This window comes from Methylobacterium brachiatum, assembly GCF_900113845.1.
In the GTDB taxonomy this organism is placed as follows: domain Bacteria; phylum Pseudomonadota; class Alphaproteobacteria; order Rhizobiales; family Beijerinckiaceae; genus Methylobacterium; species Methylobacterium brachiatum.
Window position 1 is genome coordinate 227,881 of sequence record NZ_FOQW01000008.1, and the last position, 19,416, is coordinate 247,296.

General features: G+C 69.1%; 14 protein-coding genes. 8 read left to right on the forward strand and 6 right to left on the reverse strand.

Annotation, left to right across the window (positions count from 1 at the left end; translation table 11 throughout):
- Positions 1-74: 74 nt before the first annotated feature.
- The 7 genes from secA to BMZ47_RS12635 all read left to right on the forward strand — a co-directional run bounded on the left by secA (position 75) and on the right by BMZ47_RS12635 (position 12,898).
- Entirely contained in the window at positions 75-2,969 is a 2,895-nt protein-coding gene (secA, locus tag BMZ47_RS12605; RefSeq protein ID WP_091862569.1) for a preprotein translocase subunit SecA, read from the forward strand.
- A gap of 13 nt (positions 2,970-2,982) precedes the next feature.
- Positions 2,983-3,654 (forward strand): dethiobiotin synthase, encoded by a 672-nt coding sequence (gene bioD, locus BMZ47_RS12610; RefSeq protein ID WP_091862572.1) that lies wholly within the window; start codon positions 2,983-2,985, stop codon positions 3,652-3,654.
- Positions 3,655-3,903: 249 nt separating this feature from the next.
- On the forward strand, positions 3,904-5,850 hold the full coding sequence (locus BMZ47_RS12615; protein WP_091862575.1) for a potassium transporter Kup: 1,947 nt from the start codon (positions 3,904-3,906) through the stop codon (positions 5,848-5,850).
- Positions 5,851-5,987: 137 nt separating this feature from the next.
- Positions 5,988-7,388, forward strand: coding sequence for an adenosylhomocysteinase (gene ahcY / locus BMZ47_RS12620; protein ID WP_007566841.1), 1,401 nt, complete (start codon positions 5,988-5,990; stop codon positions 7,386-7,388).
- 391 nt (positions 7,389-7,779) lie between these two features.
- Entirely contained in the window at positions 7,780-10,332 is a 2,553-nt protein-coding gene (locus tag BMZ47_RS12625; protein WP_091862577.1) for a sensor histidine kinase, read from the forward strand.
- 87 nt (positions 10,333-10,419) lie between these two features.
- Complete coding sequence (locus BMZ47_RS12630; protein ID WP_091862579.1) at positions 10,420-11,652, forward strand: MFS transporter; 1,233 nt, start codon at positions 10,420-10,422, stop codon at positions 11,650-11,652.
- Between the two features lie 190 nt (positions 11,653-11,842).
- Positions 11,843-12,898, forward strand: coding sequence for a GSU2403 family nucleotidyltransferase fold protein (locus tag BMZ47_RS12635; RefSeq protein ID WP_091862583.1), 1,056 nt, complete (start codon positions 11,843-11,845; stop codon positions 12,896-12,898).
- A gap of 24 nt (positions 12,899-12,922) precedes the next feature.
- Here the strand turns inward: BMZ47_RS12635 and tolB are convergent, their stop codons facing one another.
- From tolB to tolQ, 4 genes are all read right to left on the reverse strand, one after another.
- On the reverse strand, positions 12,923-14,269 hold the full coding sequence (tolB, locus tag BMZ47_RS12640; protein WP_091862586.1) for a Tol-Pal system beta propeller repeat protein TolB: 1,347 nt from the start codon (positions 14,267-14,269) through the stop codon (positions 12,923-12,925).
- 65 nt (positions 14,270-14,334) lie between these two features.
- Positions 14,335-15,636, reverse strand: a complete 1,302-nt coding sequence (gene tolA, locus BMZ47_RS12645) for a cell envelope integrity protein TolA (RefSeq protein WP_091862589.1) — start codon at positions 15,634-15,636, stop codon at positions 14,335-14,337.
- Between the two features lie 10 nt (positions 15,637-15,646).
- Positions 15,647-16,093, reverse strand: a complete 447-nt coding sequence (locus tag BMZ47_RS12650) for an ExbD/TolR family protein (protein ID WP_007566852.1) — start codon at positions 16,091-16,093, stop codon at positions 15,647-15,649.
- Between the two features lie 25 nt (positions 16,094-16,118).
- Entirely contained in the window at positions 16,119-16,835 is a 717-nt protein-coding gene (gene tolQ, locus BMZ47_RS12655; protein WP_007566854.1) for a protein TolQ, read from the reverse strand.
- 316 nt (positions 16,836-17,151) lie between these two features.
- On the opposite strand from tolQ, the gene BMZ47_RS12660 reads away from it, so the two are divergent.
- Positions 17,152-17,940 (forward strand): HpcH/HpaI aldolase family protein, encoded by a 789-nt coding sequence (locus tag BMZ47_RS12660; RefSeq protein ID WP_091862592.1) that lies wholly within the window; start codon positions 17,152-17,154, stop codon positions 17,938-17,940.
- On the opposite strand, the gene ybgC is transcribed toward BMZ47_RS12660, so the two are convergent.
- Positions 17,937-18,365 (reverse strand): tol-pal system-associated acyl-CoA thioesterase, encoded by a 429-nt coding sequence (ybgC, locus tag BMZ47_RS12665; protein WP_091862594.1) that lies wholly within the window; start codon positions 18,363-18,365, stop codon positions 17,937-17,939. The genes BMZ47_RS12660 and ybgC overlap by 4 nt on opposite strands.
- Before the next feature lie 141 nt (positions 18,366-18,506).
- Positions 18,507-19,232, reverse strand: coding sequence for a DUF4142 domain-containing protein (locus tag BMZ47_RS12670; protein WP_091862597.1), 726 nt, complete (start codon positions 19,230-19,232; stop codon positions 18,507-18,509).
- Positions 19,233-19,416 lie beyond the last annotated feature (184 nt).

Consider the following 19,416-nt stretch of genomic DNA (forward strand, 5'->3'; position numbering starts at 1 on the left):
AAGCCCGGCCAACTCCGCCAAGGCCGGCCCGCCACGTTCACCCGTGGGCGGGCTCGCGCGTCCGCAGGTCAACGATGCTCGGCTCCATCGCCAAGAAGATTTTCGGCTCCTCCAACGACCGGCGCGTCAAGGGCTATCGCCCGCGCGTGGCGCAGATCAACGCGCTGGAACCGGAGATCCAGGCCCTGTCGGACGACGCGCTCCGGGCGCGCACCGACATGCTGAAGGCGGAACTCGCCGCCGGCAAGAGCCTCGACGACATCCTGGTCCCGGCCTTCGCGACGGTGCGCGAGGCGGCCAAGCGCGTGTTCGGCCAGCGCCATTTCGACGTGCAGCTGATCGGCGGCATGGTGCTGCACGAGGGCGGCATCGCCGAGATGAAGACCGGCGAGGGCAAGACCCTGGTGGCGACGCTGCCGGTCTACCTGAACGCCCTCGAGGGCAAGGGCGTCCACGTCGTCACCGTGAACGACTACCTCGCCTCCCGCGACGCGGAGTGGATGGGCCAGCTCTACCGGTTCCTGGGGCTCACCGTCGGCACCATCGTGCACGGGCTCGACGACGAGCAGCGCAAGGCGGCCTATGCCTGCGACATCACCTACGGCACCAACAACGAGTACGGGTTCGACTACCTGCGCGACAACATGAAGTACGAGCTGTCGCAGCTCGCCCAGCGCGGACACAACTTCGCGATCGTCGACGAGGTCGACTCGATCCTGATCGACGAGGCGCGCACGCCGCTGATCATCTCGGGCCCGGTGGACGACCGCTCCGAGCTCTACGTCTCGGTCGACGCGATCATGCCCCGGCTGGTGCGCGAGCATTACGATCTCGACGAGAAGCAGCGCACGGTCTCGCTGACGGAAGCCGGCAACGAGTTCGTCGAGGTGACCCTGCGCGAGGTCGGCCTGCTCAAGGACGGCGACCTCTACGACGCCCACAACGTCAGCCTCGTCCACCACGTGAACCAGGCCCTGCGCGCCCACACGCTGTTCACCCGGGACAAGGACTACATCGTCAAGAACGACGAGGTGGTGATCATCGACGAGTTCACCGGCCGCATGATGCAGGGCCGGCGCTACTCGGAAGGCCTGCACCAGGCGCTCGAGGCCAAGGAGCGGGTGACGATCCAGCCCGAGAACCAGACGCTCGCCTCGATCACCTTCCAGAACTACTTCCGCCTCTACAACAAGCTCGCCGGCATGACCGGCACGGCCTCCACGGAAGCCGACGAGTTCGCCGAGATCTACAAGCTCGACGTGGTCGACATCCCGACCAACAAGGAGGTCGAGCGCGTCGACGAGGACGACGAGGTCTACCGCACGGTCGCCGAGAAGTACGACGGCATCATCGCGGAGATCGACAAGGCGCATAGCCGGCACCAGCCGATCCTGGTCGGCACCGGCTCGATCGAGAAGTCCGAGCACCTGGCCGAGATGCTCAAGAAGCACGGCTACACGCTGCTCGACTATTCCGATCCGAACGCGCTGACCGACGTCTACAAGGCCGCCCGCGAGGGCCGGGTCACCAAGCGCTTCGCCGTGCTGAACGCCCGCTTCCACGAGCAGGAGGCCTACATCGTCGCCGAGGCCGGCGTGCCGGGCGCGATCACCATCGCCACCAACATGGCCGGCCGCGGCACCGACATCAAACTCGGCGGCAACCTCGAGATGCGGATCGAGAAAGAGCTCGGCCACCTGCCGGACGGGCCGGAGCGCGACGCCGCCATCGAGGCGATCAAGGCCGAGATCGCCGACAATCGCGCCAAGGTGCTGGCCTCGGGCGAGCCGGCCGACCCGGCCGCCGGACGCAAGAAGGCCCTGCCGGGCGGCCTCTACATCATCGGCACCGAGCGCCACGAGTCGCGGCGCATCGACAACCAGCTCCGCGGCCGCTCCGGCCGCCAGGGCGATCCCGGCCGCTCGAAGTTCTACCTGTCGCTTCAGGACGACCTGATGCGGATCTTCGGCTCCGACCGCATGGACGGGATGCTGCAGAAGCTCGGCCTGGAGCAGGGTGAGGCGATCATTCACCCCTGGATCAACAAGGCGATCGAGAAGGCGCAGCAGAAGGTCGAAGCGCGCAACTTCGACATGCGCAAGAACGTGCTCAAATACGACAACGTCATGAACGACCAGCGCAAGGTCGTGTTCGAGCAGCGCCGGGACTTCATGGCTCAGGAGAGCGTGCGCGAGACCGTGGACGAGATGCGCGAGGGCGTGATCGACGACCTCGTCGCCCGCTACATCCCGCCGAACGCCTATGCCGAGCAGTGGGACGTCGCCGCCCTGCACGAGCAGGTCCGCGAGGTGCTCAACCTCGACGTCCCGGTGGAGGATTGGGCCAAGGAAGAGGGCATCGCCGACGAGGAGATGCGCGAGCGCCTGCTCAAGGCTGCCGAGACCGCCTATGCCGAGCGGGCCGAGAAGAACGGCACCGAGATCACCGCCTATATCGAGAAGCAGGTCCTGCTCCAGACCCTGGATCACCTGTGGCGGGAGCACCTCGTGACCCTCGACCACCTGCGTCAGGTGATCGGCTGGCGCGGCTTCGCCCAGCGCGATCCGCTCAACGAGTACAAGTCCGAGGCGTTCGACCTCTTCAACAACCTGATCACGGCCCTGCGCGAGCAGGTGACGACGCAGCTCTCCCGCGTCGAGATCGTGCACCAGCAGCCCGACCAGCAGGCCTTCCCGGGCGGCACCCCGGAACTGCCCCCGATGTTCGCCCAGCATCTCGACCCGGTCACCGGCGAGAACGAAATGGATTATGCCGGGCGCGGCTCGGGCAGCGATGGCGGCGGCGGTCCGGCCTACGCCTACGCCGCGCAAGGGCTCGCGGCCGACGGCGCCGTGCTGGAGCGCGATCCGAACGATGCCACCACCTGGGGCCGGGTCGGGCGCAACGAGCCGTGCCCCTGCGGCTCGGGCAAGAAGTACAAGCACTGCCACGGCACGTTCCAGGCCTGAGGCGGCCCGCCCCATGGCCGCCCGCGCCGTCTTCGTCGCCGGCGCCGGCACCGAGATCGGCAAGACCTACGTCACCGCGGCGCTGACCCGGCGCCTGCGGGCGCAGGGTCGGCCGGTGCGGACGCTGAAGCCGCTCGCGAGCGGCGTTCCGCCGCTGAGCGACCCGGCCTTCGCGGAGAGCGACACGGCCCGGCTGCTCGACGCGCAGGGCCTCGGTATCGACGACAAGACGGTCGAGGCCTGCTCACCCTGGCGGTTCGCGGCCCCGCTCGCCCCCGATCAGGCGGCGGTGCTGGAGGGCCGGTCCCTGGCGCTGCCCGACCTCGTCGGCTGGTGCCGGGCGCAGATCGCCCACGGTGACGGAACCCTGATCATCGAGGGTGTCGGCGGGGTCATGAGCCCGGTCACCGAGGCGGCCACCGGGCTCGACTGGCTCAAAGCCCTCGACGTGCCGGCGCTCCTCGTCTCCGGCAGCTATCTCGGCGCGATCAGCCACGCGCTCACCGCCCGCGAGACCCTGCGCCTCCACGGCATCCCGCTCCGCGCCATCGCGGTGAGCGAGAGCGAGGGGGCTCCGGCACCGCTCGCCACCGTGGCCGCGTCGATCACGCGCCATGCCGGCGTGCCGGTCTTCGGCCTGCGGCGCGGCGAAGCCTGCCCCGAGGCGTTGGCCGATCTGGTCTGACCGGGCCTCGTCCGTCGACCGGGCCAATACCTCTACCGTCATTGCGAGCGCAGCGAAGCAATCCAGTGTGGCGCGCGCTCTCAGTTCGTTGCGTATCCCTGGGTTGCTTCGCTCCGCTCGCAATGACGTGAGCGTCGACGACAAGCTCTTCCTCCGCAAACGGATCCGGTCGCGCCGGCTTTCACTTCGCCGGCCGGCGCTCTACCTGTCCGGCCAGGGCGAACGATGTAATCCCGCGGGAGCCGTGCGTTGAGTCAGTCCCTTGCCCCCGCGGCGGCGCCGGGTTCCCAGGCCGGTGCCGGCGACGAGCCCGCGTCCCAGAAGGGCCGGCTCAAGCCGGCGCTGATCTTCGGGGCGCTGGGCGTCGTCTACGGCGATATCGGGACGAGCCCGCTCTACGCCTTCAAGGAGGCCGTGAAGGCGGCGACCGCGGGCGGCGCCGCGGTGCCGGCGGCGGCCACGGGTGCGGTATCGCTGATCCTGTGGGCGCTGATCCTGATCGTGTCGCTGAAATACGCGGTGTTGATCCTGCGCGCCGACAACAAGGGCGAGGGCGGCATCGTCGCCATGCTGGCCTTGCTCGGCGCCCGGCAGGCCCGCCACGGGACCTGGAAGGCGGCGCTGCTGGTGGTCGGGCTGATCGGCGCGGCCCTGCTCTACGGCGATGGCGCGATCACCCCGGCGATCTCGGTGCTGTCGGCCATCGAGGGGTTGAAGGTCGACGCGCCGGCCCTCGGCCGTTTCGTCGTGCCGATCACGATCGCGATCCTGGTCGCGCTGTTTTCGGTGCAGCACAAGGGCGTGGCGGCGATCGGCCGGGTGTTCGGCCCGGTGATGCTGCTGTGGTTCGTGGTGCTGGCGGCGCTGGGGATCGGCGGCATCCTGCACAAGCCGGAGATCCTCGCCGCGGTGAACCCGCTGCGCGCTGTCGACTTCATGCTGCATGCCGGCTGGCACGTGAGCTTCGCCATGCTGGGCGCCGCCTTCCTGGCGGTGACCGGCGGCGAGGCGATGTATGCCGATCTCGGCCATTTCGGCGCCATGCCGATCCGGGCGGCGTGGTTCGTCCTCGTCCTGCCGGCGTTGGTGCTCAACTATTTCGGCCAAGGCGCCCTGCTGCTGGCCTCGCCGGACGCGATCGAGAACCCGTTCTTCCGGCTCTGCCCGGATTGGGGCCATTACCCGCTGATCGCGCTGGCGACGCTCGCCACGATCATCGCCTCGCAGGCAATCATCTCCGGCGTGTTTTCCCTGACCCAGCAATCGGTGCAGCTCGGCTTCCTGCCGGCCATGCGCATCGTCCAGACGGCCAAGGAGGAGCGCGGCCAGATCTACGTCCCGATGGTGAACTGGCTCCTTGCCGCCGCGACCCTGATCGCCGTGGTGATGTTCGGCTCCTCCGACGCGCTCGCCGGGGCCTACGGGATCGCGGTCTCGATGCTGATGGGCATCACCACCCTGCTCGCCGCGCTGATCGCGCTCCGCTGGGGCTACAACCCGATCCTGGTCTTCGCGGTCAACGGCCTGTTCCTCGCCATCGACACGGTGTTCTTCGCGGCCAACAGCGTGAAGATCCTCGAGGGCGGCTGGTTTCCCCTGGTGCTCGCCGGCCTCGTCGCCCTGATGATGCTCACCTGGAAGAAGGGCAACGAGCTGGTCGAGGAGGCCCGGGTCGCCCTGCGCCTGCCGGAGGATGCCTTCCTGGCCGGGCTCCAGCACCGCGAGCTGCTGCGCCTGCCCGGCACCGCGGCCTTCCTGTCGGCGGCCGAGCACGGGATCCCGCTCCACCTGTCGCGCTTCGTCGAGCGCAACCGCGCCCTGATGGAACGGATCCTGATCATCACCGCCCTCTACGAGGAGACCCCGACGGTCCCGGCGGAGCAGCGCGCCCACGTGACGATCCTGGCGCCGGACTTCTACCGGGTGATCCTCCGCTACGGCTTCATGGAAGAGGCCTCGATCCCGGAGGGGCTGGCCTGCGCCGTCGCCTCGCGCCACCTGCCCGCGCACGTCATCGAGGACATGACTGTGTTCGTCGGCCACGAGACCATCATCCCCCGGAGCGACAAGCGCGGGATGGCGCCCTGGCGGGAGAACCTGTTCGCCTTCATGCAGCGCAACGCCGAGCGCACCGGCGCCTTCTTCGGCGTGCCGACGCGGCAGGTGGTCGAGGTCGGCACCGAGATCGAGATCTGAGGCTTCGGAGAGCCGCCGGGAACCGCCGCGCAGACTGGAACGCATAAAGACATGTTTATGTCTTGATTGCTTCGTATCCCGCGAAGTGGTAGAGGCTGGCCCCGAACCGCAACGCGAACACACGGAGCCGCCGACTCATGGCCAAGGATTATATCGTCAAGGACATCGGGCTGGCCGATTACGGCCGCAAGGAGATCTCGATCGCCGAGACGGAGATGCCGGGCCTGATGGCGGTCCGCGAGGAGTACGGCGCTGCGCAGCCCCTGAAGGGCGCCAAGATCGCCGGCTCGCTCCACATGACGATCCAGACCGCGGTGCTGATCGAGACCCTGAAGGCGCTCGGCGCCGACATCCGCTGGGTCTCCTGCAACATCTACTCGACCCAGGACCACGCCGCCGCCGCCATCGCGGCCGCCGGCATCCCGGTCTTCGCCGTGAAGGGCGAGACCCTGGAGGAGTACTGGGACTACACCTCGCGCCTGTTCGATTGGCATGACGGCGGCATGCCGAACATGATCCTCGACGACGGCGGCGACGCCACCATGTTCGTCCATCTCGGCCTGCGCGCCGAGAACGGCGACACCGCCTTCCTCGACAAGCCGGAGAGCGAGGAGGAGGAGATCTTCTTCGCGCTGCTGAAGAAGAAGCTCGCCGAGAAGCCGAAGGGCTGGTTCGCCGGCCTCGCCGACAGCATCAAGGGCGTCTCCGAGGAGACCACCACGGGCGTCCACCGCCTGTACGTGCTGGCCAAGGAGGGCAAGCTGCTCTTCCCGGCGATCAACGTGAACGACTCGGTCACCAAGTCGAAGTTCGACAACCTCTACGGCTGCAAGGAGTCGCTGGTCGACGGCATCCGCCGCGGCACCGATGTCATGATGGCCGGCAAGGTCGCCATGGTCGCCGGCTTCGGCGATGTCGGCAAGGGTTCGGCCGCGTCCCTGCGCAATGCCGGCTGCCGCGTGCTGGTCTCGGAGATCGACCCGATCTGCGCGCTCCAGGCCGCCATGGAGGGCTACGAGGTCGTGACGATGGAGGACGCCGCCCCGCGCGCCGACATCTTCGTCACCGCCACGGGCAACAAGGACATCATCACGATCGATCACATGCGGGCCATGAAGGACCGGGCGATCGTCTGCAATATCGGCCACTTCGACAACGAGATTCAGGTCGCCGGCCTGAAGAACCTGAAGTGGTCCAACATCAAGCCGCAGGTGGACGAGATCACCTTCGCGGACGGTCACCGCATCATCCTCCTCTCGGAGGGGCGCCTGGTGAACCTCGGCAACGCGACCGGTCACCCGTCCTTCGTGATGTCGGCCTCCTTCACCAACCAGACGCTGGCCCAGATTGAGCTCTGGACCAACCCGGGCAAGTACCAGAAGCAGGTCTACACCCTGCCCAAGACCCTCGACGAGAAGGTCGCGGCGCTGCACCTGGAGAAGATCGGCGTGAAGCTCTCGAAGCTGCGCCCCGATCAGGCCGCCTATATCGGCGTGTCCGAGTCCGGGCCGTTCAAGCCCGAGCATTACCGCTACTGAGCCGGCCTCGGCCGGGGATGCTTCCGGTCGACGCCCGTCGAACCGGAAGTTGAATTCCCGACCGACGGGACGGTAGCCGGCGCGGCTTTGACCGCCGCGATCACGAACCAAAAAGGGCCCGGCGCGCTGCGTCGGGCCCTTTCGTTTGTCAACCCATTCCGGGCCCGACACACTGTGTCTTCTAAGTGTCGTTAACGGATGATTGTGAGCCGTCGGCGTATAGCCACGCTTCGTTCCCCTTCCGGGTGGATTCCGCAGCACGTTAAGGTGCGGGCGAATCTTAGATCGGTGGGTCCGCAACGGTTCGGGAGAATCGCCTGCGGGGACGGTGCGTTCTGCGCCGCGCGGTTGCACGCGCATTCGGATCGCCAGGGGTGGGGGCAGGGCTATCATGGGTGTCGGTCGTGCCGCGCACGTTCGAATCTGCGTGGGTGCGCTCACATTGACGGCGGCGAGCGCTGCGCTCGCCGAACTGCCCGAGACCGCGACCGCGCACGCGCCGCGTGAGATGCACGGCGTCGCCGCCCTGGCGATCTTCGGCGGCCTCGTCGCCTTCGCGGTGATTCTCTCACTGCTCCACCTCTACGAGCGCAGTCGCTGGACCCGCCGGGAGCGCGAGCTCGCCGGCGCCCTCGACGTGCTGCGCGGCGCCCATGACCGCGCCGAGATGCTGCTAAACGCCGAGCGCCAGATCATCGTCACCTGGGACCGGCGCAGCGAGCCCGTGGTCGAGGGCGATATCAGCCTAGCGATCTACGGCGAGCGGCCGACCTCCGGCTATGCCCGCCGGGTCCTGGCCTTCGGCACCTGGCTGGTCGCCTCGGATGCCGCCGCCGTCGAGGCCGCGGTCGAGACCCTGCGGGCCCGGGGCACGAGCTTCACGCTGAGCCTGCGCACCCAGACCGGGCGCAGCATCGACGCCCACGGGCAGGCGGTGGCCGGCCGGGCGCTCCTGCGCCTGCGTGAGACCAGCCAGGAGCGCTGCGAGATCGCCGACCTGCGCGCGACCCTGGACGAGACCCGCCGCGGCCTGTCGGCGCTGGCCGGCCTGCTCGACGCGATCCCGCAGCCGGTCTGGCGCCGCAACCGCGAGGGCGGCCTGAGCTGGGTCAACGCCGCCTACGTGGCGGCCGTGGAGGCGGAGAGCCGCGAGGCCACGTTGGACCGCGGCATCGAGCTGTTCGACCGTCCGGCCCGCGAGGCCATCGCCCGGGACGAGGCGGCGCGGGCTGCCGGCCTGTCCCGCAGCGTCCCGCGGCTCTCGGCGGTGATGGCCGGCAGCCGGCGCATGCTCGACGTCTTCGAGACCACCCTGGACAGCGGCCGCGTCGGCATCGCCATCGACGTCTCGGAGCTGGAGAGCGTCCGCGCCGACCTGCAGCGCCAGATGAACGCCAACGTCCGCACCCTCGACCAATTGCCCACCGCGGTGGCGATGTTCGACGTGTCGCAGCGGCTGATCTTCCACAACGCGGCCTATCGCCAGCTCTGGGACCTCGATCAGGCGTTCCTGGACAGCCGACCCTCCGACGGCGAGATCCTCGATCACCTCCGGGCCGAGCGGAAGCTCGAGGAGCATGCCGATTTCCGCGGCTGGAAGCAGGGGGTGCTGGCCGCCTACCGGGCCGCCGAAGCCAACCAGAGCTGGTGGTACCTGCCCGACGGGCGCACGCTCCGGGTTGTCGCCGACCCGAACCCGCAGGGCGGCCTGACCTATCTGTTCGACGACGTCTCCGACAGCCTGAACGCGGAATCCCGCTACAACGCCCTGCGCCGCCTCCAGGCGGAGACGCTCGACACCCTCGCCGAGCCGGTGGCGGTGTTCGGCGCGGACGGGCGCATGACGCTCGCCAACCGGGCGTTCTGCACCGTGTGGCGGCTCGATCCGGCGGCCGTGGAGGAGCGGCCACACGTCGATGCCGTCATCGAATCCTGCCGGTCGCTCGCACCCGCCGAGGAGCCCTGGCTCGACATCCGCGACGCGGTGGTCGGCCTCGAATCCCGCACCGCCCGGTCCTGCCGCCTGGAGGTGGTGGACGGCACCGTCCTCGATTGCGCCGCGCAGCCGCTGCCCGAGGGCGCGACCCTGCTCACCCTGATCGACGTCACCGCGAGCGTGAATGTCGAGCGGGCGCTCACCGAGAAGAACGACGCCCTGGAGAAGGCCGCGCAGCTGCGCGACACCTTCGTGCACCATGTCTCCTACGAGCTGCGCTCGCCGCTCACCAACATCATCGGGTTCACCCAGCTTCTCGGCGACGAGACGGTGGGCGCGCTCAACGACCGGCAGCGCGAATATTCCGACCACATCATGCGCTCCTCGGCGGCGCTGCTCGTGATCATCAACGACATCCTCGACCTCGCCTCGATCGATGCCGGCTCCCTGGAGCTTCAGCGCGAGGAGGTCGACGTCCAGTCCACGATCGAGGCTGCCGTGCGCGGGATCGAGGATCGGCTGGCCGAATCCCACATCACCCTCGCGCTGGACGTGCCGGAGGATATCGGCAGCGTCCACGCGGACGGGAAGCGCGTCCGCCAGATCCTGTTCAACCTGCTGTCCAACGCCGTCGGCTTCTCGGATGCCGGGCAGCGCGTCGAGGTCCGGGCCCGCCGGGAAGCCCACGATCTGGTCCTCAGCGTGCGTGACCACGGCCGCGGCATGCCGCCTGAGATCGCCGATTCGGTCTTCAACCGCTTCGAGAGCCACACCCTGGGGACCCGCCATCGCGGGGTCGGGCTCGGCCTCTCGATCGTGCGGTCCTTCGTCGAACTCCATGGCGGGCGGGTCCATCTGGAGACCGCGCCCGGGGCCGGAACCCAGGTGACCTGTACCTTCCCACTTTTCCCTCTTGAGGGCCCGCGTCTCGATCACCGTGAGGCGGGCCGTCCCTTCACCCTCCAGCCCGCCACCGCAACGCGCAAACCCGGCTTGGCACTCCACTAGCGGGTGCAGCGAACAGGCCCGGCCGTTTCTCCGATCCGGCCCCTGCGGCGGGCTTGATTAATCCCCCGCCCGGGATCAGCAGGGGGCATGTCCGCGCATGATCGTTCCGGCTGGGCCGTCTTCGGCATCGGCGATTTCCGCCTGTTCGGTTCGGCCCGCTTCCTCACGGGCCTCGCCTATCAGATGCAGGCGGTGGCGATCGGCTGGTTCGTCTACGACCTGACCCATTCCGCCCTGGCCTTGGGCCTCGTCGGGCTGGCGGGCTTCCTGCCCGCGGTGGTCTGCGCCCTGATCACCGGCCATGTGGCGGATGCCTATGACCGGCGCCTGGTCGGCGCCGCGGCCTTCGGCCTCCAGAGTCTGGCGAGCTTCGGCCTCCTCGCCTATGCGCTCGCCGGCCTCCAGGCGGTCTGGCCGATCTACGCCCTGGTGATCGTCGTCGGCACCGCCCGGGCCTTCGCCAATCCGGCCCTGCAAGCGCTTCTGCCGACCCTGGTACCGGGCCCGCAATTCGGCTCGGCGATCGCCTGGAACGCCTCGCTCTGGCAGAGCGCCTCGGTGATGGGCCCGGCACTGGGCGGGCTGCTCTACGCCCTCGGGCCGTCGGTCGTGTTCGGCGGCGCGGCGGCGAGCTTCGCCGTCGCCAGCCTGCTGACGGCCCTGATCCGCTTCCGGCCCGCCGCCGTGACCGAGCGGCCGCCGATCACCTGGGCGGCGCTTTCGGCCGGCATCGGCTACATCCGCTCGCAGCCGGTGGTGCTGGGCGCCATCAGCCTCGACCTGTTCACGGTCCTGCTGGGCGGCGCCACCGCGCTCCTGCCGATCTATGCCGGCGAGGTGCTGCATGTCGGGCCCCTGGGCCTCGGGGCGCTGCGGAGCATGCCGGCCTTCGGAGCCGTCGCCACGGCGGTGCTGCTCGCCTATCGCCCGCTCCGGCGCCATGCCGGGGTGCGGATGCTCCGGGCGGCGGCCGTGTTCGGCGCCGCGACGGTCGTGTTCGGCCTCTCGACCTCGCTGCCCCTGTCGATGGCCTGCCTGTTCGTCACCGGCGCCGCCGACATGATCTCGGTCTATGTCCGCCAGACCTTCGTGCAGGGCGAGACGCCGGACGCCATGCGCGGCCGGGTCTCCGCGGTGAACACCGTGTTCATCGGGGCCTCGAACGAGCTCGGCGAGTTCGAATCCGGCCTGCTCGCCGCTGCGATCGGGGCGGTCCCGGCGGTGGTGGCGGGTGGTGCCGCGACGATCGCCGTCGCGCTGCTCTGGGGCCGGTTCTTCCCAGCGCTGCGGGCGCGGGACCGGTTGCTGGTGCAGGGATAGCGGCAGTCCACCCCGTCTCGAGCACGACACGGCATACAACCGGATTTTTCAGGCCTATGGACGGCTCCGGCGAAGCTGCGCTCGATTATCCATTTCGCGCCTCCGATCAATCCGAAAATGGATAATTTGTTTCCAATCATGGACTTAGATGATACGTACCAAGCCCTGAACGTCGGCAGGGACGGGTACGATGCCCTACAGGGAACTCGACGACGAACAGGCCCGGCAACTCATCAACGCCGAGCAGGTCTTCGATGCCTATCGCGCGGCGCGCTCGACCTTGCAGAGCCGCTTCGCCGGTTCGATGGCCTGGAAAACCGTCGATGGGCGCAGCTACCTCTATCGTTTCAAGGATGGCGTCTGGAAATCCCTCGGTCCTCGTTCGGAGGCGACGGAGGCCATCCACCAACGCTTCGTCGATGGCCGTTCGCACGCGAAGATGCGCAGCACCGCGCTCGCACAACGGCTGGACAGGATCGCGGCCGTCAGCCGCGCGCAGCGGCTCGGCCGGATGCCGGTGATCGCCGCCCGGATCCTGCGGGCTCTGTCCGACGCCCGTCTCACGGAACCGGTGGTCGCCACAGTTGGGACCAATGCGCTGTTCGCCTATGAGCGGATGGCCGGCGTCCAGATCGACCAAGCGGTCCTCGAAACAGCCGATTTCGACCTGTTGTACGACGCGCGGGCCAGCCTGAAACTCATCGTCCCGGAAGTGGCGGCATCGGGAGTCGTCGGCCTGCTCCGGAAGGTCGATCATTCCTTCGAGGTCATGGGCAAGCGCGGGTTTCGTGCGGCAAACCGCGACGGCTACATCGTCGATCTGATCACACCCGCTCCGAAAGACCCCATTCGGCCGAGCGAAGCGAGGCAGATCGGGCGCGACCCCGACGACCTCGTCGCCGTCGAGATCGTCGGTCTGGCCTGGCTCGTGAACAGTCCCAAGGTCCGGGTCACGGTGCTCGATCTGCGCGGCTACCCGGCCGAGATGACCGTGCCCGATCCGCGAGCCTTCGCGCTCCACAAAGCATGGCTTTCGGGAAGACCGGATCGCAATCCCGAGAAGCGTCGCCGCGATGGCGCGCAGGCTCGGCTCATTGCGGAACTTGTCGCCCGCTACCTGCCGCATCTCGCCTTCGACGATCCCGCCCTCGGGGCTCTGCCGAAAGCGCTGCGGGATCAAGCCGCGACGCTCACATCTGCCGACACGGGCCGGGAAACGAACGACGCCCTGGAGCCCGACTGGTAGCCGGGCTCCAAGATCCCAAAAGACTCAGCGGCCCGCGAGCAGCGGCGACCAAGTCGGGTCGGAGGCGTAGGAGGGGGTCGGGATCGGCTGCTCCACCTTGCCGGTGATGTCGACCATGAACAGCTTGCCGCCGCCCTGGCCGCCCGGATCGCGGAAGAACAGCACGTACTGGCCGTTCGGCGCGAAAGTCGGGCCCTCGTTGTGGTAGCCCTCGGTGAGGACGCGCTCGCCGGTGCCGTCGGGCTTCGACACGCAGATGGCGAAGCCGCCGTTGCGCTGGCGGGTATAGGCGATCAGGTCGCCGCGCGGGGACCAGGCCGGCTGCGAGGCCGAGCCGGCGCCGAAGGTGATCCGGTGCGGGTTCGAGCCGTCGGCGCCCATCACGTAGACCTGCTGCGAGCCGCCGCGATCCGATTCGAACGCGATCTGCGAACCGTCCGGCGCGTAGGTCGGCGAGGTGTCGATCGCCATGCCGTTGGTGACCGAGTGCTGGGCCTTCGTGGCGATATCCATCGTCACGATGTCAGCGTTGCCGCCCTGCTGCACGCTCATCACCAAGCGGCGGCCGTCCGGCGAGAAGCGCGGGCTGGCGCTCATCGAATCGACGTTGCCCAGCGCCTGGCGGGCGCCGGTCTCGAGGTTGATCACCTGGACGCGGGGCTGGTGCCCGGTGGCCTGGGACATGAAGGCGATGTCCTGCGTGGCCGGCGAGTAGCGCGGCGCGACGATCGAGGTCTCGCCGCTGGTGATCGCCCGGACATTGGCGCCGTCCTGGTCCATCACCATCAGGCGCTTGCGGCGGTTCTCCTTGGGGCCGCTCTCGTCCACGAAGGCGATGCGGCTGTCGAACCAGGGGCCGAGGCCGGTGATCTTGGTGTAGACCGCGTCCGAGATCAGGTGGCCGGTGCGCCGGGCATTGGCGGTGTCGGTGCCGTATTGCTGGCCGGTCATCTGCTGGCCGGAGGTCACGTCCCAGAGGCGGAACTCGACCTTCAGCTTACCCGACGCGTCGCGGGAGACGCGGCCCGTCACGAGACCCTGAACGCCGGTGGCGCGCCACTTCTCGAAATTCGGCGCGGCGTCGAAATTCGGCTGCTCGGGGAAGCGCGCATGGTCGAGGGGCGTGAAGTAGCCGGAGCGGCGCAGGTTGTTGGTCACCACGCCGGAGACGAGGCCGCCGAGGCTCGGGTCGCCGCCGAAATCCGCGATCGCGATCGGCATCGGCTGGAAGCTGCCGCCACCGATGCGCAGCTGCAGCTGTGCCTGGGCCGGAGCCGCGAAGCCGAGGGCGATCGCGAGGAACGCCAGCAGCGCGACCAGGCGCGCGGCGAGGGGCGCCGGAAGAGGCCCGGCGGAGGGAAGGTTCTGCATGGGTCGGATCCGAGTGACGATCAGACGGGGGAGGGGGATGACGGCAGGCTGCGCGGACGGCGACCTCAGGTCGCCGTGAATTCGAACTCCGCGTTGATGGCCTTCCAGTCGTTGTAATACGGCGCGTAGGTGGCCGGAATGTTATACGGCGCGCAGCGGCGCACCGCCCGGAGCGCGGCTTGCGCGATCGACTGGTCCACGGCGCTCGAACCGCCCCGCATGATCCGCGGCTCGGTGCTGAGCGAGCCGTTCGGGTTCAGGCGGATGTCGAGCACCGGCAGGACCACCCCCTGGGCGGCGCCGGGGGGGGCGGAGTAGCAGCGCTCGATCTGCTGCTGCAGCAACCCGACCAGGGCGTCGCGCAGGGACGGCGACAGGCGCTGCGCGGTGCCGGTCGCGGCGCCGAGAGCCGCCACCTTCTGCACCGTGTGGCCGGTCGCGCCGGTGGATTGCGACGGCACCTTCGACGCCAGCATCGAGCGGATGTCGCCCGCGTTGAACTTGTTGGCGAGCTCGGCCTGCTTGCGTGCCTTGGCCTCGCCGTCGGCCTTGGCCTTCGCGTCCGCCATCGCCTTGGCTTTCGCCTTGGCGGCGGCCTCGGCCTTGGCGGCGGCTTCCGCCTTCTCCTGCGCGGCCTTGGCCTCGGCCATCTCCTTCTGCCGCTCGGCTTCCGCCTCGGCCTTGGCTTCGGCGGCCTTCCGGGCCGCTTCCCGGGCGGCCTCGGCCTTGGCGGCATCCGCCTTGGCCTTGGCCTCGGCTTTCGCGGCGGCGGCCTTCGCGGCGGCGGCCGCAGCTTCGGCCTCCTGCCGCTCGATCAGCTTGTCGAGCTGCTCGCGCTTCTCGGCTTCGGCCTTCGCGGCCGCCTTCGCCTCGGCCTTGGCGGCCGCGGCCTTCTCGGCGGCGGCAGCCTTGTCCGCGGCGGCTTTCTCGGCAGCTTTCTCCGCAGCCTTGGCGGCGGCCTTCTCGGCCTCACGCTTCTCCTGGGCGGCCTTGGCGGCTTTGGCCGTCTCCTGCGGATCCGGCTCGGCGCGCAGCGGCATCTCCTCCGCGTTGGCGAGCTTCATCTCGGCCGTGCGGGTCGGAGCGGTCGGCGCGTCGGTCTTGGCGTTCTCGGGCTCGCGATCCTCGACCTTCTCGGCCTGGCGGTCGGCCCGCGGCTGGGCGTTCGGCATCGGCTTGTCGGCCTGGCGCTCGCCCTTGGTGATCTCGGAGAACTGGTTCTCGGTGATCACCTCGACCGGCACGCCCTCCTGCGCCTCGGGCAGGGCCGGAGCCGCCACGCTGAACAGCGCGAAGGCCAGCAGCGCCACGTGGGTGCCGGCGGAGATCCAGACACCCGGTTCCTTGCGGTCGAAGTGGAACTCCACGGTTCAGACCCTACTGATGCTCAGGCTCGGTCACGAGGGCGACCTTCTTGAAGCCGCCGCCGGTCACGATCGCCATCACCTGGGCGACGCGGCCGTAATCGACCCGCTTGTCGCCGCGTACGAACACGCGCTCCTCGGTGCCGGTCTTGGCCGTCTCGAGCAGCTTCGGGATGATTGTGTCGTCGGTCAGCTCGTCCTCGCCGAGGAAGACCTGGCCGGTCTGCCGGATCGAGAGCGTCACCGGCTTCACGTCGGAATTGAGCGGCGACGCCTTGGATTGCGGCAGGTCGAGGGGGACGCCCACCGTCATCATCGGCGCCGCGACCATGAAGATGATCAGCAGCACCAGCACGACGTCGATGAACGGCGTCATGTTGATCTCGTTGATCGGCCCGCCGCGCCGGCCTCTGCGCCGCCGCCGCTTGCCGCCGTGGGATGCACCCGCCGCCATGCTCATGGATCAATCTCCTGGATCGGCCCGGTCAGGCGGCGAGCGAGAGGCGCTCGTCGATCTGGCGGGAGAGGATCGCGGAGAACTCGTCGGCGAAACCCTCCAGCCGCGATTGCGACTTCGAGACCTCGGCCTGGAGCTTGTTGTAGGCGAGGACCGCGGGAATCGCGGCGAACAGGCCGATCGCGGTGGCGAACAGGGCCTCCGCGATGCCGGGCGCCACGACGGCGAGCGAGGTGTTCTTGGAGGCCGCGATCGAGGTGAACGCGGTCATGATGCCCCAGACCGTGCCGAACAGGCCGATATACGGGCCGGCCGAACCGATCGAGGCGAGGAACAGCAGGCGCGATTCGAGCCGCTCGACCTCCCGCTGGATGGTGACGTCGAGCTGCTTCTCGATGCGCTGCGACAGGGACTGGACCTGACGGCCCGAGCCCTCGAACGAGCGCTTCCACTCGCGCATGGCGGCCACGAACACCGCGGCGAGCCCGGTGGCCGGGCGGTCGTTGAACGAGCGGAACAGCTCCTCGAGGGAGCGGCCGGACCAGAACGCATCCTCGAACGCGTCCATCTCGGCCTTGGTACGGCGGAACAGCAGCGTCTTGTCGACGATGATCGACCAGCACCAGATCGAGGCGCTGAGCAGCCCGATCATCACGATCTTCACGACGAAATGGGCTTGCAGGAACAGCCCGAGCAACGTCATGTCGGCGACAGGCGCGGCCTGCATCGCGTCGGCTGGGTTCATCCGTCGAGATCTCCTGCTCCGGATCGCGATGCGCCGGGCGAGGCCCGCGTCCGCCGGATCCGTGAGCGATATCAATGCTATCGCCCGCGAATCTGTCGAAAGTAAGGGCCGTCTTCGCGCCGGGACTCACGGCATCGCGCGGTCTTCGTTAAGGCCGCGACAGGGTTAAGGATCGGTTTCGATCCGGGCGATCCCAAGGCATTCGGAAGTATCGGCCGGGGGGCGCAACGCAAGGCTGGACCTCGCGAAACCGACGCCCTTATTCTCCCGGGGCCAGAGTGCCGCGCGCACCGCGAGTCTCAGTACAGGAAGCGCCATGACCCTGCCCGTCCCGAGCCTCCACGGCCTGCTGCCCGCCGAGCCCGCCCGATTCCTCGGCTGGTCCTGTATCGCCGACCCGGCCATCGCCGGCGCCCTCGCGCGGTCGGGCTTCGACGCCGTGCTCCTCGACCAGCAGCATGGCGCGCACGATTACCATTCGTGCTGCGCGGCGATCACCGAGGTGGCGCTCGCCGGCAAGCCGAGCCTGGTCCGCATCCCGGTGGGCGACTTCGCCATGGCATCGCGGATGCTGGATGCCGGCGCCTCGGGCATCGTCGCGCCGATGATCAACAGCGTGGCCGACGCGCAGGCGCTGGCCGCCGCCACCAAGTACCCGCCGGTCGGTCAGCGGAGCTGGGGGCCGGACCGCGCCATGTGGATGTCGGGTCAGAGCGATGCGACCGAGTTCCTCGCGGGCGCCAACGCCCGGGCGCTGACCATCGCCATGTGCGAGACCGCGGAGGCGATCGACGCGCTGGGGGCGATCCTGGCCCTGCCGGGCATCGACGGCATCCTGGTCGGCCCCGCCGACCTGTCGATCGCCCTGTCCAAGGGCACAACCATCGACCCGGCCGGCGCGGCGGTCACGGCGGCCCTCGGCGAGATCGTGCGCAAGACCCGGGCGGCCGGCAAGCTGCCCTGCGCCTTCTCGCCGTCGCCCCTGCGGGCCCGGGAGATGGTCGCCATGGGCTTCCAGCTGGTCTCGGTCGAGTACGACGCGATGACCATCGTGAACGCCTTCGCCAAGCTCCTGCGCGACACCGACCCGACGCGGGTCGCCTAGGTTTCGCCGGGCGTCAGGAGTCGACGCAGGACCTCCGGCAGGCGAATGGCACGGCCGTCGCGCACGCAGGCGACCGTGACCTCGGCGGCGACCAGGAGCTCGTCGGCCCGGCGGACTTCCTGCGCCAGCTGCATCGAGGCGCCCCGCAGCTGCTGCGTGCGGGTCACGATGGTGAGCTGGTCGTCCATGCGGGCGGGCCGGATGAAGTCCAGCGTCATCCGGCGGACTACGAAGACGAGGCCGCTTGCCTCCCGGTGCAGCTCGGACTGGTCGCCCGCCAAGCCGCGCAGCAATTCGGTCCGGCCCCGCTCCAGGAAGCGCAGGTAGCTCGCGTGGTAGACGAAGCCCGAGAAATCGGTGTCCTCGTAATAGACCCGCACCGCCAGGCGGTGTGGCTTCGTACCGGCAGGGTTCGCTTCGCTCATCGGCGTCGTCTACGGCATGGCGCGGAGGCGGGGAAACCCCGTCGCCGGAACAGTCGCGGCGGCTTGCCGCCCGGCCGGGGGGCCGACATGACGAGGGCCGCTCTGGGGCGGCCCTCGCATGGTCAGGTCTGTGCGGTCGGATCAGCCGCCGATGCGGGCGGCCAGGCTCGCCGAATGGGCGTGCTCGTCGGCGATGTAGGGCAGTGCCTCGCTGGCGAAGCGGCGGCCCTGGGCGCTGTCGCCCGACTTGGCATAGGCGTCGTAGAGCGCCAGGGTCTGGGCGTCGGACCGGGCCTGCTGGTCGATATAGGCGCGATCGAAGGACCGGCCGTTCGGGGCCGACTGCAGCCGGGCCAGACGGGCCTGACCGCGCTTGCCCAGCGCCACGCGACGACCCGGCTCGGTCGGGCTGTTGTCGACGATGCCGACCGCGCCGAGCGCGCCGCCGACGATGCTGGTGCCGAGATTGGCCGCGATGGTCACCGGGGCCAGCACGAAGCCGACCGGGTTGCTCAGATCCGTCTTGATGCCCTGGTTGTCCGACACCACCGTGCCGTTGCGCGACAGGGAGGTGTTCGGCGGCAGCAGCGCGTCGGTGGTGGCCTTACGCTCGACCAGGACGCGGTTGGCGTAGTTGCGGACCCGCGGGTTGCGCGAACGCTGGAGGGCGATGCGGCTCGCCTCGATGCTGGTGGCGTCCGAACGCAGCGCCTCGGCGCGGAAGGCCGGGGTCTCGGTCGCGGCGGCGCCGACATCCTGCTGGTTGGCGAAGGGCTGGATGCGGATCGGGAGCGCGTCCTGCGCGAAAGCCGGCGTCGTGAGCGCAGCAGCGGAAAGGCCGAGGACGGCGAGCGTGAGTGTCTTCATATCGGAAGGTGGTCCTTGGTGTTCTTATTGATGGCTCAAAGATCTCTCGAGATTCCGTGGCCGCGGCCACAGTCCCGCAATCTTGCCAGCGCCACGCGGACTGGGCGCGGTCGCGAGCACAACTGTCGCGTTTCCCCACTGTTCCGCAGGCGGGATCGCTTTTGCGCGATCGGATCCCGGGGCG

Bases quoted from the DNA above. Each gene is read 5' to 3' on its own strand.
- secA (WP_091862569.1), top strand. From the start codon at position 75: ATGCTCGGCTCCATCGCCAAGAAGATTTTCGGCTCCTCCAACGACCGG.
- bioD (WP_091862572.1), top strand. From the start codon at position 2,983: ATGGCCGCCCGCGCCGTCTTCGTCGCCGGCGCCGGCACCGAGATCGGC.
- ahcY (WP_007566841.1), top strand. From the start codon at position 5,988: ATGGCCAAGGATTATATCGTCAAGGACATCGGGCTGGCCGATTACGGC.
- BMZ47_RS12625 (WP_091862577.1), top strand. From the start codon at position 7,780: ATGGGTGTCGGTCGTGCCGCGCACGTTCGAATCTGCGTGGGTGCGCTC.
- BMZ47_RS12630 (WP_091862579.1), top strand. From the start codon at position 10,420: ATGTCCGCGCATGATCGTTCCGGCTGGGCCGTCTTCGGCATCGGCGAT.
- BMZ47_RS12635 (WP_091862583.1), top strand. From the start codon at position 11,843: ATGCCCTACAGGGAACTCGACGACGAACAGGCCCGGCAACTCATCAAC.
- tolB (WP_091862586.1), bottom strand. From the start codon at position 14,269: ATGCAGAACCTTCCCTCCGCCGGGCCTCTTCCGGCGCCCCTCGCCGCG.
- BMZ47_RS12650 (WP_007566852.1), bottom strand. From the start codon at position 16,093: ATGAGCATGGCGGCGGGTGCATCCCACGGCGGCAAGCGGCGGCGGCGC.
- tolQ (WP_007566854.1), bottom strand. From the start codon at position 16,835: ATGAACCCAGCCGACGCGATGCAGGCCGCGCCTGTCGCCGACATGACG.
- BMZ47_RS12660 (WP_091862592.1), top strand. From the start codon at position 17,152: ATGACCCTGCCCGTCCCGAGCCTCCACGGCCTGCTGCCCGCCGAGCCC.
- ybgC (WP_091862594.1), bottom strand. From the start codon at position 18,365: ATGAGCGAAGCGAACCCTGCCGGTACGAAGCCACACCGCCTGGCGGTG.
- BMZ47_RS12670 (WP_091862597.1), bottom strand. From the start codon at position 19,232: ATGAAGACACTCACGCTCGCCGTCCTCGGCCTTTCCGCTGCTGCGCTC.